The following is a 14231-nucleotide window of genomic DNA, read 5'->3' on the forward strand; positions in this document are numbered from 1 at the left end:
GGCCTTATGTTGGATTACATTATCAAGTCCTCTATCCGCCAGCGATTTATGGTGCTGGTGGTGGCGCTGATGGTGACCCTGTGGGGCATCACAGAGCTTAAACGTACACCGCTGGATGCCCTGCCTGACTTATCTGACGTGCAGGTGATCATCAAAACCAGCTTCCCGGGCCAGGCCCCCAAACTGGTGGAAGAACAGGTCACCTATCCCCTGTCCACCGCCATGCTGGCTGTGCCGGGGGCGAAAACCGTGCGGGGCTTCTCCATGTTTGGAGACTCCTACGTTTACGTGATTTTTGAAGACGGCACCGATATTTACTGGGCCCGCTCGCGGGTGCTGGAATACCTGAGCCAGGTACGCACCCGGCTGCCCGCTGGGGTTGAGCCTTCCCTGGGCCCGGACGCCTCCGGGGTAGGCTGGGTGTATGAATACGCCCTGGTCGACCGAAGCGGCAGCCTGGATTTATCTCAGCTCAAGAGCCTGCAGGACTGGTACCTGAAACTGGAGCTGCAAAGTGTTGAAGGTGTGTCTGAAGTCGCCACTGTGGGCGGCATGGAACAGACCTACCAAATCGTGCTGGAGCCAGACAAGCTGGCCATCTATAAGCTCGACATCGCCACCATCAAGGCTGCCATCACCCGCGCCAACAGCGAGGCCGGTGGCAGCGTAGTGGAAATGGCCGAAGCCGAGTACATGGTACGCGCCAAAGGCTACCGCCAAACGCTGGAAGATTTCCGGGAAATCCCCCTTGGGATCACCACCAGTGCCGGTACGCCGCTGTTGCTTAAAGATGTGGCCACCATTCGCAAAGGTCCAGCGTCCCGCCGTGGCATTGCCGAGCTGGATGGTGAAGGCGAAGTGGTGGGTGGCATTATCGTGATGCGATACGGCGAAAACGCCCTGGCCACCATAGATGCCGTCAAAGCCAAGCTGGACGAGCTCAAGGCTGGTTTGCCCGATGGCGTCGAGATTGTGCCCACCTATGACCGCTCTCAGCTAATCCAAAACTCTGTGGACAACCTGCTGACCAAGGTGGTGGAAGAAATGTTGGTGGTGGGTCTGGTGTGCCTGCTGTTTTTGCTGCACGCCCGTTCGACCCTGGTGGCCGTGTTTACCCTGCCACTGTCGATTCTTATCGCCTTTATCGTGATGAATCACATGGGTATTAATGCCAACATCATGAGCCTCGGCGGTATTGCCATCGCCATCGGTGCCGTGGTGGACGGCGCCATCGTGATGATTGAAAACCTGCACAAGCACCTGGAACACTTCAAGCGGAAACATGAGCGTGAGCCGAGCACCCGCGAGCACTGGGAAGTGGTGACTCAGGCATCGCTGGAAGTGGGACCTGCGCTGTTTTTCTCGCTGCTGATTATTACCCTGAGCTTTATTCCTGTGTTTGCGCTGGAGGCCCAGGAAGGCAGGTTGTTCGCGCCGCTGGCCTACACCAAGACCTTCGCCATGGCGGCAGCGTCTGTGCTGGCCATTACCCTGGTGCCGGTTCTCATGGGCTATTTTATCCGCGGCAAAATCCCGTCGGAGGAAGCCAACCCCATCAGTCGCTTTTTGATTGCGCTGTACAAACCCGCGCTGAACAAGGTGTTGGCTTACCCGAAGTTGACCCTCTTGGTGGCGCTGCTGGCACTGGCCAGTGTGGTGTATCCGGCAAGCCGCATGGGCAGCGAATTTATGCCCGAACTGGAAGAAGGGGATCTGCTGTACATGCCCACGGCACTGCCGGGGATAAGTGCAGGCAAGGCCGCCGAAATACTGCAGCAAACCGACAGGCTGATTAAAACCGTGCCCGAAGTTGCCCGGGTATTCGGCAAAATCGGCCGCGCCGAAACCGCCACCGATCCCGCGCCGCTGACCATGCTGGAAACCACCATCATGCTTAAACCAAGGCAGGAATGGCGCGAGGGCATCAGCCTGAATGACATAGTGGATGAACTGCAGCGCACCGTGAGGGTGCCGGGGCTCACCAATGCCTGGGTGCAACCCATCAAGACCCGTATCGACATGCTCTCTACCGGGATCAAGACGCCGGTGGGCATCAAGATAACCGGCGCCGATGTGGATGAATTGCAGCGAATTGGCGCCAACGTCGAGGCGATTCTGGCGGCGCTGCCCAACACCCGCTCGGCCTACGCCGAACGGGCCGGCGGTGGGCGTTATATCGACATAGCGCCTAAGCTGGATGTGGCATCCCGCTACGGCATGACGCTCAACGATATTCAGGATGTGGTGCGCTACGCCATTGGTGGCATGAACATAGGTGAGTCGGTGCAGGGCGCCGAACGCTATCCCATCAACCTGCGTTATCCGCGGGAGCTGCGCGACAGCCTGGAAAAACTGCGGGCACTGCCGGTCATCACCAAGTCAGGGCACTATCTGCCTTTGGGTAATCTCGCCGACATTCAAATCAGTGATGGCCCTCCTATGCTGAAGAGCGAAAACGGCCGCCTGATCTCCTGGGTGTTTGTGGACATTCAGGGCACCTCCATCGGCCAGTACATAGAGACGGCAAAATCGGCGTTGGAAGCGGAGCTGAATCTGCCCCCCAGATACAGCTACAGCTTTGCCGGTCAGTACGAATACATGCAGCGGGTCGATGCCAAGTTGAAACAGGTGGTTCCCCTCGCCATCGGTATCATCTTTATCCTGCTGATGCTCACTTTTGGCTCGGGTAAGCAAGCGAGCATGATCATGCTGAGCCTGCCCTTCGCGCTGGTGGGCAGCACCTGGCTGCTGTATTTGCTGGACTACAACCTGTCGGTCGCGGTGGCAGTTGGTATGATTGCCCTCGCGGGTGTGGCCGCCGAGTTTGGGGTGGTGATGCTGGTGTATCTGAACAACGCCATCAAAGACCGCGATGCACTGGGCCACTACCACAACGAGAGCGATCTCAAGGCCGCATTGGTAGAAGGTGCCGTCATGCGTATCCGACCCAAGGCCATGACAGTTGCGACCATCTTTTTTGGTCTACTGCCCATCATGTGGGGCGCAGGTTCGGGCAACGAAGTGATGCAAAAGATAGCCGCGCCCATGGTCGGCGGTATGGTCACGGCGCCATTACTGTCGCTGTTTGTGCTGCCAGCGCTCTATTTGCTGGTGTACCGTAAAAGTTTCGCCGCCAAGGGTGAAGAGCAGTGATATTTTCGTCTACTTATTGATATGTAAGGCTTCCTCTTATGGGGAAGCCTGATACACTGAGCTAATATTCTTCTGAGGTAATGCTCCAAGTGACGTTTTTTCTGCGCCTGTTACCGCTGTTTGTCGGTGCTTTATCCCTGCCTGTTTCTGCCGATACCTTTGTGGCCAAACAAAGCTGCCCCCTGTATCAATCCAAAAACAAACTGACCAACCCCAATGAGGTGATGACTGTCCCCGGGCAGGCATATCAGGTGCTGGAGATGCTGGGCAATCCAAAGCGGCCCGACTGGGTTCGGGTCACCACGGCGGCGCTGGTATCCCCCGAGCGTTGGGTCGCGGCAAAGTGCGGTAACCTGGAGAGCCATACGGCCGAAGAGGCGCCAAGCCGCTGTGACTTAAGCGGCGAGCAAGACAGCCATGTGCTGGCACTGAGCTGGCAAGGCGCCTTCTGTGAACTCTTTGGCAACGGCAAGCCAGAGTGCAAGGCGCTGGACAAGACTGCCACGTCGACTCGCTGGCTGTCGCTGACGCTCCATGGCCTGTGGCCCAACAAGAGCGCCTGCGGTACCGACTATGGCTTTTGTGGAGAGGTGAAACGTAAGGCCAGGGGTTTTTGCAGCTATCCTGACATTGCCCTCGGCGATGCCGCACAGGGCAAATTGGCTCAGGTGATGCCATCGGCCGATTTTGGCTCCTGCCTTGAAAAACATCAGTGGTGGAAACACGGCAGTTGTCAGCAGATGAATGCTGATCAGTACTTTATCGAAGCCGCCAGACTTACCGGATTGGTCAATGAAAGCCGCATGGTAAAACTGCTGGCAGACAGCAGCGGCAAAATGCAGTCAACGGCAACGCTGCGTCAGGCATTTACCGAAGAATTTGGTAAGCAGAGTGCAAAGCGGATCAGTTTTCATTGCAGTCGAGGCCTGTTGACGGAAATCCGCATCAGCCTGCCAGCAACCCTGGATGCCTCTTTGCAACTGAATCACCTGCTGGCGCGCCAGGCCCCAGAGCTCAGAGACAGCTGCCCGGCAAGCTTTCTGGTTGATACGCCCGGTTGATACGCCCGGTTAATACCTATGTTGGTCTGCCTCAGGCACTGTGGATAGCGATGACAGAAAACACACCACCATCCGGGTCGTTGAGCACAGCAAAGCGACCCACCCCGGGAATGTTGGTGGGGGGCACACACAGGGTGCCACCCAATTCCTGCGCCCTCTTGGCAAAGACATCGCAGTCCACCACCTGAAAATACAGCATCCAGTGGGCGGGCATTTCGCCCCATTCGGCGGTCATCTCCAACATGCCGCCAAGGGCCTCGTCGGCAACCAGCCATTCCCGGTAAGGCATGTCCTCGTTTGCGGATTCCCGGCAGTCCCAGCCAAAAACCTTGCTGTAAAATCCCTGCGCCCGTGACGGACTTCGGCAGGCAAGCTCCACCCAGCACAGGGCGCCTGGCTCGCCGCGACGCTTGGCACCAATGTGCCTTTTGCTCTGCCAAACGGCAAACCGGGCTCCTTCGGGATCAGCCAACTGTGCCATCCAACCGGCATGACCAACCTCGTGGGGCCCCATAATGAGTTCACCCCCCGCCGCTTTAACCCGTTCAATTGCCGCATTCACATCATCTGTCGCAAAGTAAATTCCCCATTGGGTCTTTACGCTGCCAGCCAATGCAGAAGGCACCTGATAGATGGCACCGAGGTCGTCACCATCGAGAGTAAACATAGAAAAGGCACTGCCGGGCATGGCCATATCTGCCATCTCCCAACCAAACAACTTATGGTAAAAGTCCTTGGCACCCTGCCAGTCATGGGTGGCCAGCTCACTCCAGCAAGGCTGACCCGGTGCATATTCGATTACACGCATGCCCCTGACTCCTTCAGATAAGTGTATGGAATTGAAGTTAAGTAGTCTTAACTAACTTTGTCTATGCTTAGGGAAACAATTTCAGGGATGGAATCTCTATGTCACTGACCAACGACCAAATATCGCTCATCAACCAGTCTTTTGGGCTGGTTCGTCCCATTGCCGATGATGCCGCAGCGCTTTTCTATCGCAACCTGTTCGAAATAGACCCATCACTGAGGTCATTATTTAAATCTGATCTCAAGGCACAGGGACGCAAGCTGATGGCGATGTTGGATGCCGCAGTAAAGGGACTGGATAACCCGGATAAATTAGTCCCTGTATTGCAGGACCTGGCCCGGCGGCATGTGCAATATGGTGTGAAAACCCATCACTTTTCCCCCGTGGGCAACGCACTGCTGTATACCCTGGCAGAAGGCCTGGGTGACAAGTTTACCCAAGAAGTAAAAGACGCCTGGATAGCGGTATTACATTTGGTAGCAGATGTGATGAAGGCGGAGATGAAAAAGCAGGGCTGTGCCTAGTCACGTGAAGCAGGAGACGTGAAGCAAGTGAAATGGAGCGGGTGAAGGGAATCGAACCCTCGTATGCAGCTTGGGAAGCTGCCGTTCTACCATTGAACTACACCCGCCTTTTACGCGTTATAAATTACTGAAATCCATGCCTTTGTCAAGCAAAGGCATGGCAGCATATTTTAACGGTAAACAGGTAACAGCTCAGCCATCGCGAGCAGATGGCAAGCCGCCGTCAGGATACCGAAACTTATCACCAAATAAATAACGCCAGTGCCACCGGGCACCCTGAAACCAGGGTAGTCAGGTTGCTGCTTTCTGAGTTTCAGCGCCATCACCCCCGGAACCAGCAGGGTCCAAACGGTGGCGGCCAGCGCAGCAAAGCCGATGGCCACCAAAAAGCCGTCGGGGAACAGCAGCCCCAACAGGGTAGGCGGTAAAAAGGTGACGGCAGCCGTCTTCAGGCGACCACTGGCATCGTCGGCAAAACCAAACAAGTCCGCCAGATAGTCAAACAACCCCAGGGTAACGCCAAGGAAAGAAGACGCCACGGCAAGGTTGGCAAACAGGGTCAGCATTTTGCCAAGTAAGTCGCTGGCCATGACCTCAGACAGGGCCGACACCAGCACACCCATATTGCCGCCCTGGGCGATGATATCGCTGAACTGGCTGCGCGGCAGATTACCCATGGCAGCCAGCAACCAACACACATAAATCACCAGCGCGATAAAGGTGCCGATACAAATCGCCTTGATAATGACGGACGGATTTTTACCGTAGTATTTGACCAGGGAAGGCACATTGCCATGGTAGCCAAAACTCGCCAGTCCGAAGGGAATTGCGGCCCACAAAAATGGTGCAAAGCGGGCCTCGCCATCGGGTGAGAATAAGTTACCCGGCTCCACCTCAATCAGCAGATTGCCCACTGCCAGGAAGAAGGTAATTATCATACCGCCCAGCATGATGGTGGTGATTCTGTCCACCGCTTTGGTGCTTATCATAACGATAGCCGCCAATACCGCCGCAAACACCAGACCTGCCGCACTCTGGGGCAAGCTGATGCCCATGCCCGACAGGCTGTGATTTACGATGGAGCCACCACCACTGATATAGGCGTAGGTGAGAATATAGAGCACGAAGGCAATGGAGAGGCCATTAACGATACGGCCAAAGCGGCCCAGCGTATCGCGGGTGAGGGTATCGAAACTGGCGCCCGGTTCAAACCTGAGGTTGGTTTCCAGCAGCAGTAATCCCGACAGCAACATGCACAGCCAAATCGCCACCATCAGCAGCAGCGAATAGCCAAACCACATGCCGGCGCCCACCACGGGCAAGGAGAACATTCCCGCGCCCACAGTGGTACCGGCGATAATCATGGCACCACCCAGCAGCGAGGGGGTTTTGACCGGATGCCTGGCGGCATTCATATGGTTAGCCATCAGTCGTCCTGCTCCTGATTCAGCGTCTCTATAATGGTTTGACGTACCGAACTTCTCAGCAGTCCGTTGGCGTGATCACGGATTTTACGCACCTTGTCACCATCGGCCTTGTCGGACAGATAACCCAGATCTTTCAGCTTGCTCGACAGCAAGGCATAGAGCTTTTTATCGTAAAACTCAGGCGCCATAACGCCATGAATGGCACCAAGACGACTGGCCAGACGATGGCTGTGATGCTCCAGGTCGGCGCGTTCCATTCTGGGCTGCTCACCCAGCAGGTTGAAAATAATGGCGTAGCGTTTCAAGGTTTCGCCTACCACACCGGCCAGCAACAACAGCTGATTAATACGCTCATCTACCAGTTTCAGACGGTTATCGCCGGTAATCAGACCTTCTGACTTAAAGCACTCCACCAGCGCATCCACATAGGCTGGCAAATCGGCAACACCCATAAAGAGCTCGGCCTTAAGCAGCGGATAAAACTCGGCAACCAGCTCCTGCAGTTCTTCGCGGGAGACCTCTTCGTGGCGCACCATCACGGTGGCAATCAATGACGGAATTACAAACAAGTGGATGATGTTGTTACGGTAATAGGTCATGGAAATCGCAAGGCTATCATCGATGGAGATGATGGTACCCAGGTCATCCTTGGTTTCTGTCAGCTTGTTCAGCTCAATACCGCGATCGACCAGTTCCTTGCCACTGCCCTCGGTCACTGATGCGTACGAGGTATAAGGCACGGATTTGAGCAGACTCAGGTACAAATCAATCTGGCGCTCCAGCTGGTTGCGCTCCAGCGCATTTTGCTCCGAGGCCAGCAACACCATACTGGAAAGCGTGACAGAACTGGCGGCTGCGGCATCATTGATGCGGGTCATTACCCGATTGGCGAGCGCATTCACCACAGGGGTCAGCCAGGACGGTTTTTGCTCTGGATCTTCTCCCACTTCTTCACGCCAATTGGGGACTTTTTCGGTCAAAAAGTTCTGCAGGGTGATGGGCTGGCCAAAGTTCACATAGCCACGGCCAAAGTTACCCAGCTTGCGTATGGCCCCAAATACCTGCCATACGGATTCCTTTTCTTTTTTCTTACCCGACAGCTCTTTGTGATAGGTAGCCACTTCCATCACATGGTCATAACCCAGATACACGGGCACTAGGGTCACTGGTCGCTCAATTCCGCGGATAACCGAAGACAATGTCATGGCCAGCATGCCGGTTTTGGGCGCCAGCAGACGGCCGGTTCGGGAGCGGCCACCTTCGGTGAAGTACTCCACCGAGTATCCCTTGGCGAACAGCTGATCCAGATATTCGCGGAATACTGCGGTGTAAAGCTTGTTGCCGTTGAAGCTGCGGCGGATAAAGAAGGCGCCGCCACGGCGGAACATGGGGCCGGCGGGCCAGAAATTCAGGTTAATCCCGGCAGCGATATGGGGCGGCACCATGCCTTCGTAATAAAGGATGTAAGACAGCAGCAAATAATCCATGTGCGACCGGTGGCAAGGCACATACACAATCTCATGGCCGTCATGGTGCAACTGGCGAATCTGTTCGGCGCCCTTGATGCTGATGCCTTTATAGAGCTTGTTCCACAGCCAGGTGAGGAAGCGCTCGGCGATGCGCACCAGACTGTCGGAGTAATCGGCTGCAATCTCATCCAGATATTGAATGGCGGTTTCACGGGCCTTTTCTTCAGAGATTTTTTTGCTGGCGGCTTCTTCGGCAATCGCTTTTTTCAGGTTGTCGGATTTCAGCAGTGCATGAAACATGGCCTGACGATTGGGCAACACAGGCCCTGTCATCACTTTACGCTGACGGCGGAAATGAACCCTCGCCACCCGGGCAAGCTTGTGGGCAATGCGCTTGTCTGTGCCATGTTCATCGGCCATATGACGCAGCGACACAGCACGGGAAAACTGCACGAAGTTATGGCGACCCAGGAATAAAATCATCAAACATTTACGCAGCCAGGTCGGATCTTCCCGCTCAAGCACTGCTGCACGCATAGTGTCATCTTCTTTACCCGGGGTTCGCCCCCAGTAAAGACTTACAGGCACCAGCTGTATATCCAGCTCTTGCTGCTGACGGTGCAAAGCCAGCAGTTGCTGGAAAGTCTGCAAAAAAGGCTCATTGCTGTCACGTTTGCCAAACAGCGGCTTTCTGCCCTCCAGACACACGACCCGTGGGGTCTTGATTCCATCGACTTCCAGCATCTGATATGGGCTGGGTAACCCCAACTTGCCGGTCACCTCATGGAGCGCAGCAATATCGCTCACTGACTCGGTTTTCATGACGTAAACCAAGGGGCGGGAGGGATCGAGATTCAAATCGGCGAAGGGATCCTGAGGTACCACTATGGTGTGTACCAACTGCTTCTGGATCCAACGCAAAGACTTAAACCAAAAAGACTCGTGTGCTGACATGCTGATATTGGGAACCTGGCTTCAATCAATAGCGCAATAGAATATCAGACAGCCGCAGCCATTAGCCAATAATCTGAAAAATGGTTAATACTTGCGCTGATGAAAATACTGTATATACTAACAGTAACTGTATAGAAAAACAGGAATGACCATGAGACCGCTGACGCCTCGCCAGGCCGAGATCCTGGACCTAATCAAACGCAACATCGCCGAAACCGGCATGCCCCCAACACGGGCAGAAATTGCATCCAGACTCGGCTTTAAAAGTGCCAATGCCGCCGAGGAGCATCTTAAAGCGCTTGCCAAAAAAGGCTGCATTGAGATTATGCCCGGCACCTCGCGAGGTATCAGACTGGCGGGTGATGAGCTGGAAGATCAGCCAGACCCGGGGCTGCCCCTGATAGGTCAGGTGGCTGCCGGTGAGCCCATTCTCGCCCAAGAGCATGTGGAGCAGTATTATCAGGTCGATCCTGCCATGTTCCGCCCCCATGCCGATTTTCTGCTGCGCGTTCGCGGCGACAGTATGAAAGACATAGGTATTCTCGACGGAGACCTGCTGGCAGTGCACAAGATGAACCAGGCACGAAACGGCCAGGTTGTCGTTGCCCGGGTGGAAGATGATGTCACGGTAAAACGCTTCGAGAAACAAGGCAATGTGGTGTTCTTGCACGCAGAGAACGAGGCGTTCGCCCCTATCAGAGTGGATCTTGCCAGCCAAAGTCTGACTATCGAAGGCTTGGCCGTGGGCGTTATCCGTAATGGAGACTGGTTATGAACAAGCTGATTGGTAACGCACCCCGTCATCCCGGCTTGTGGACAGATTCCGCCGCCAAAGATGTTTGCCCCGCATCTCAGGTGATCACCCAAAGCACTCAATCCCAGGGGCGCCAAGAGATACAGCAGCTCGCCCCAGAGCTCGCACGCCTCAGTCTTGAGGGCCGATGGATAGTGCTTATCAGCCCACCCAACATCGGACTCAAATCCACTCTGGCACAGGCTGGTGTGCGCATGGACCGTGTGCTGCTGGTGCATGCCAAAGACGAATTTGAAACCCTGTGGGCGATGGAAAAGGCCCTAACCAACGGTACCTCAAGCGCCGTACTGTGCTGGACCAACGAACTGGATCCCAGAGATAAACGCAGATTGGCATTGGTAGCCAAAAATGCCGTGGCATTGGGTGTCATTTTTGAAAATGTAAATGCTCACTCACAGGCCAACGCTTTTACTGTTAGGCCCGAGTTAAGTCACCCCCTTCGCAGTGCCTCTCCGCTGCACTGATCATCTCCTCATCCCTTTGAGCCCCGTTATCGGGGCTTTTTTTCGATAATTTTTTCAGATAATTAGAAAATAAAGTGATCTTGATCAATATTTAAACTGCAAGTAATGTAGTTCAGGTTAACAACGATTTGTTTGTTATATCCGGGCGATTATGTCGTCGCAGTATCTGAGGCTTGCGCCATGGATATTGTGTATTTGACCGATATATTCAGCTGTAGGTGCAAGTGTGGTGAACAAAGCTGTAGTTCATTAAATAAGATACCAACCGCCAACGCACTTTGAAGTCATCGTTGCTTTTTGTGGGAACCGAAGAGTTTGCATAGAGCAGAGACTTACTGTGTGACTCTTCTTTGTAGTTGCTTGATGCAATTGACAGAGGAGATGTCTTGTGAAGCAATGGTTGTATTGTTTCGCGGCGGCTTTTATGGCCCCGCCCATCCTTGCGGCTGATATGCCGCTCAACATGACACAAGGTGTTACTGAGATAAGTGGCAGGGTCTATGGCCTGCACATGACTATCCTGTACATCTGCTGTGCCATAGGTGTAGTGGTTTTTGGCGCCATGATTTACGCCATGATAAACCACCGCAAATCCAAAGGGGCCGTTGCCGCCCAATTTCACGAAAGTACCAAGGTCGAAATCGCGTGGACTCTGGTGCCCTTTCTGATCCTGATTGCCATGGCTATTCCGGCAACCAAGACCCTCATCGCCATGGAAGATCCCTCCAACGCCGACTTGACCATCAAGGTCACCGGCTCCCAATGGAAGTGGCATTACGATTACTTCGACCACGACTTCGGCTTTTACAGCATCCTGGCGACCCCCAGAAGTCAAATAGAAGGCGCCGAAGCAAAAGGCGATCACTACTTGCTGGAAGTGGATAAGCATCTGGTGCTGCCCACCAACCGTAAGGTTCGCTTTTTGATGACTTCCGACGATGTCATTCACTCCTGGTGGGTGCCTGCATTTGCCGTAAAAAAAGATGCCAATCCGGGCTTTATCAACGAGGCCTGGACCCGGATAGATAAACCCGGCATTTACCGCGGCCAATGTGCCGAACTGTGCGGTAAAGACCACGGTTTTATGCCCATAGTGGTTGAGGTATTGCCCGAAGCAGAGTTTGACGCCTGGGTTGAAAACCAGAAGCAACTGGCAAGCAACGCCGCTGCCCAAGCCGCTGCGGCATTGAACCAAACCCTTTCCATGGAAGAACTGATGGCGCAGGGTGAAAAGGTGTACATGGCCAGCTGCGCCGCCTGCCACCAACCCAATGGTATGGGCCTGCCCGGCGTATTCCCCGCCCTTAAGGACAGTGCCATTGCCATGGGTCCTGTCGACAAGCATCTCGACATCGTTATCAACGGCAAAGCCGGCACAGCCATGCAGGCATTCAACAAGCAGTTGTCTGCCACAGAGATTGCCGCTGTTGTGACCTATGAGCGTAATGCATGGGGCAACAATACAGGTGACACAGTGCAGGCCTCTGATGTTAACGCCCATGGCAGTAACGGCGCTCCCGCAGCCCAGACCGAGATGCAGGGAGCTGACCAAGCGACACCCGTCAGTGCAGCCGTGACATCGACCGAAGCTCCTCCAGTTGCCGAACCTACTGCCGACGAGCCTTCATCCGACGAGCCCATGTCGATGGACGCTTTGATGGCCCGTGGTGAGCAAGTGTACATGGCTTCTTGCGCGGCGTGTCACCAAGCCAATGGTGCCGGTTTGCCCGGTGCGTTTCCCGCCCTCAAGGGAAGCCCAATCGCTACCGGCCCCATCGCCAATCACCTCGACATAGTCATTCACGGCAAAGCCGGGACCGCGATGCAGGCTTTTGGCTCAATGTTGTCTGCCAGGGACATTGCTGCGGTGGTGACCTATGAACGTAACGCCTGGGATAACAACACCGGCGATAACGTTCAGGCCACCGACGTAAACAATCATGGAAAGTAGGGGAACGATAATGACAACCACGACCCACGATACCCATCAGGGCGTCCATGACGAACACCATCATGGCCCGGCCAAGGGCATAATGCGCTGGATATTAACAACCAATCACAAGGATATAGGCACACTCTACCTTTGGTTCAGTTTTATTATGTTCCTGACCGGTGGCGCCATGGCCATGGTGATCCGTGCCGAGTTGTTCCAGCCTGGATTACAACTGGTTGAGCCTAACTTCTTTAACCAGATGACCACGGTACACGGCCTTATCATGGTGTTTGGTGCCGTTATGCCAGCCTTTACCGGGTTGGCTAACTGGCTGATCCCCATGATGATTGGGGCACCAGATATGGCATTGCCCAGGATGAACAACTGGAGTTTCTGGATTTTGCCCTTTGCCTTCCTCATCTTGCTCAGCTCGCTGTTTATGGAAGGCGGTGCACCCAACTTCGGCTGGACGTTTTACGCCCCTCTGTCCACCACCTACAGCCCCGACAGTACAGCACTGTTTGTGTTTTCGGTTCACATCATGGGGATCAGCTCCATCATGGGTGCCATCAACGTGATAGTGACCATAGTCAACCTGCGCGCCCCCGGTATGACCTGGATGAAACTGCCTCTGTTTGTCTGGACCTGGCTTATCACCGCATTCCTGCTGATTGCCGTGATGCCAGTGCTGGCCGGGGTTGTTACCATGGTGCTCACCGACAAATACTTCGGTACCAGTTTCTTTGATGCCGCAGGTGGCGGTGACCCTGTGATGTTCCAGCATATCTTCTGGTTCTTCGGTCACCCCGAGGTGTACATCATGATCCTGCCTTCATTTGGGATCATCTCGGCGATAGTGCCGGCATTCAGCCGTAAAAAGCTCTTCGGTTATGCCTCCATGGTTTACGCCACGGCCAGCATCGCCATCCTGTCGTTTCTGGTGTGGGCACACCATATGTTCACCACTGGGATGCCGGTGTTTGCCGAGCTCTTCTTTATGTACTGCACCATGTTGATTGCGGTACCCACGGGGGTGAAGGTGTTTAACTGGGTCGCGACCATGTGGCGTGGTTCCATGACCTTTGAAACACCCATGTTGTTTGCCATTGCCTTTATCATCCTCTTTACCATTGGCGGTTTCTCGGGATTGATGCTTGCCATCACGCCAGTGGACTTCCAATACCACGATACCTACTTTGTGGTTGCACACTTCCACTACGTGCTGGTGTCCGGCGCCATTTTCTCGATTATGGCGGCGGCCTATTACTGGTTACCCAAGTGGACCGGGCACATGTATGACGAAAAGCTCGGCAAGCTGCACTTCTGGTGTTCGGTGATTTCAGTGAACGTGCTGTTTTTCCCGATGCACTTTCTTGGCCTCGCGGGTATGCCAAGGCGAATTCCGGACTATGCGATTCAATTCGCTGACGTAAACCAGATAGTCTCCATAGGCGGCTTTGCCTTTGGTCTGTCGCAGCTCATCTTCCTCGCGGTGGTTATCAAGTGTATCCGCGGCGGCGAACGTGCTCCGGCCAAGCCATGGGAAGGCTCAGAGGGTTTGGAGTGGACGCTGCCAAGTCCTGCCCCCTACCACTCGTTCAGCACTCCTCCCGAGGTGAAATAA

At 54.6% G+C, this 14231-nt stretch carries 10 protein-coding genes and 1 tRNA gene; 7 read left to right on the forward strand and 4 right to left on the reverse strand.

Going from position 1 to position 14231, the window contains the following annotated elements; all coding sequences use genetic code 11:
- Positions 1-6 precede the first annotated feature (6 nt).
- Complete coding sequence (locus K0H63_RS18975; RefSeq protein WP_220066032.1) at positions 7-3153, forward strand: efflux RND transporter permease subunit; 3147 nt, start codon at positions 7-9, stop codon at positions 3151-3153.
- A gap of 89 nt (positions 3154-3242) precedes the next feature.
- Positions 3243-4214 carry a ribonuclease T2 family protein gene (locus tag K0H63_RS18980; RefSeq protein WP_220066033.1) on the forward strand — a complete coding sequence of 324 codons (972 nt, stop codon included), beginning with the start codon at positions 3243-3245 and terminating at the stop codon, positions 4212-4214.
- A gap of 31 nt (positions 4215-4245) precedes the next feature.
- On the opposite strand, the gene K0H63_RS18985 is transcribed toward K0H63_RS18980, so the two are convergent.
- Positions 4246-5022 (reverse strand): VOC family protein, encoded by a 777-nt coding sequence (locus tag K0H63_RS18985; RefSeq protein ID WP_220066034.1) that lies wholly within the window; start codon positions 5020-5022, stop codon positions 4246-4248.
- A gap of 98 nt (positions 5023-5120) precedes the next feature.
- Here K0H63_RS18985 and K0H63_RS18990 point away from each other — a divergent pair, with 98 nt between their 5' ends.
- Positions 5121-5546, forward strand: coding sequence for a globin family protein (locus K0H63_RS18990; protein WP_220066035.1), 426 nt, complete (start codon positions 5121-5123; stop codon positions 5544-5546).
- A 33-nt stretch (positions 5547-5579) separates the two neighbouring features.
- On the opposite strand, the gene K0H63_RS18995 is transcribed toward K0H63_RS18990, so the two are convergent.
- The 3 genes from K0H63_RS18995 to plsB all read right to left on the reverse strand — a co-directional run bounded on the left by K0H63_RS18995 (position 5580) and on the right by plsB (position 9396).
- Positions 5580-5653, reverse strand: a tRNA-Gly gene (locus K0H63_RS18995).
- A 63-nt stretch (positions 5654-5716) separates the two neighbouring features.
- Complete coding sequence (gene mtr / locus K0H63_RS19000; RefSeq protein ID WP_220066036.1) at positions 5717-6973, reverse strand: tryptophan permease; 1257 nt, start codon at positions 6971-6973, stop codon at positions 5717-5719.
- Complete coding sequence (plsB, locus tag K0H63_RS19005) at positions 6973-9396, reverse strand: glycerol-3-phosphate 1-O-acyltransferase PlsB (RefSeq protein WP_220066037.1); 2424 nt, start codon at positions 9394-9396, stop codon at positions 6973-6975. Before plsB ends, mtr begins: the two co-directional genes overlap by 1 nt.
- A gap of 151 nt (positions 9397-9547) precedes the next feature.
- On the opposite strand from plsB, the gene lexA reads away from it, so the two are divergent.
- The 4 genes from lexA to ctaD all read left to right on the forward strand — a co-directional run bounded on the left by lexA (position 9548) and on the right by ctaD (position 14231).
- Positions 9548-10171, forward strand: coding sequence for a transcriptional repressor LexA (lexA, locus tag K0H63_RS19010; protein ID WP_203325366.1), 624 nt, complete (start codon positions 9548-9550; stop codon positions 10169-10171).
- On the forward strand, positions 10168-10674 hold the full coding sequence (locus tag K0H63_RS19015; RefSeq protein ID WP_220066038.1) for a cell division inhibitor SulA: 507 nt from the start codon (positions 10168-10170) through the stop codon (positions 10672-10674). The genes lexA and K0H63_RS19015 overlap by 4 nt, the downstream gene beginning before the upstream one ends.
- 388 nt (positions 10675-11062) lie before the next feature.
- The gene (gene coxB, locus K0H63_RS19020; protein ID WP_434086737.1) at positions 11063-12625 is read left to right on the forward strand and encodes a cytochrome c oxidase subunit II; all 1563 of its coding nucleotides are present in this window, start codon (positions 11063-11065) and stop codon (positions 12623-12625) included.
- 10 nt (positions 12626-12635) lie between these two features.
- Positions 12636-14231 (forward strand): cytochrome c oxidase subunit I, encoded by a 1596-nt coding sequence (ctaD, locus tag K0H63_RS19025; protein ID WP_220066040.1) that lies wholly within the window; start codon positions 12636-12638, stop codon positions 14229-14231.

The sequence above is a fragment of the Shewanella zhangzhouensis genome (assembly GCF_019457615.1).
Classification (GTDB): domain Bacteria; phylum Pseudomonadota; class Gammaproteobacteria; order Enterobacterales; family Shewanellaceae; genus Shewanella; species Shewanella zhangzhouensis.

Excerpts from the sequence above, each read along its gene's own strand:
- mtr (WP_220066036.1), bottom strand. The coding sequence starts at position 6,973 with ATGGCTAACCATATGAATGCCGCCAGGCATCCGGTCAAAACCCCCTCG.
- ctaD (WP_220066040.1), top strand. The coding sequence starts at position 12,636 with ATGACAACCACGACCCACGATACCCATCAGGGCGTCCATGACGAACAC.
- K0H63_RS18985 (WP_220066034.1), bottom strand. The coding sequence starts at position 5,022 with ATGCGTGTAATCGAATATGCACCGGGTCAGCCTTGCTGGAGTGAGCTG.
- plsB (WP_220066037.1), bottom strand. The coding sequence starts at position 9,396 with ATGTCAGCACACGAGTCTTTTTGGTTTAAGTCTTTGCGTTGGATCCAG.
- K0H63_RS18975 (WP_220066032.1), top strand. The coding sequence starts at position 7 with ATGTTGGATTACATTATCAAGTCCTCTATCCGCCAGCGATTTATGGTG.
- lexA (WP_203325366.1), top strand. The coding sequence starts at position 9,548 with ATGAGACCGCTGACGCCTCGCCAGGCCGAGATCCTGGACCTAATCAAA.
- K0H63_RS18990 (WP_220066035.1), top strand. The coding sequence starts at position 5,121 with ATGTCACTGACCAACGACCAAATATCGCTCATCAACCAGTCTTTTGGG.
- K0H63_RS19015 (WP_220066038.1), top strand. The coding sequence starts at position 10,168 with ATGAACAAGCTGATTGGTAACGCACCCCGTCATCCCGGCTTGTGGACA.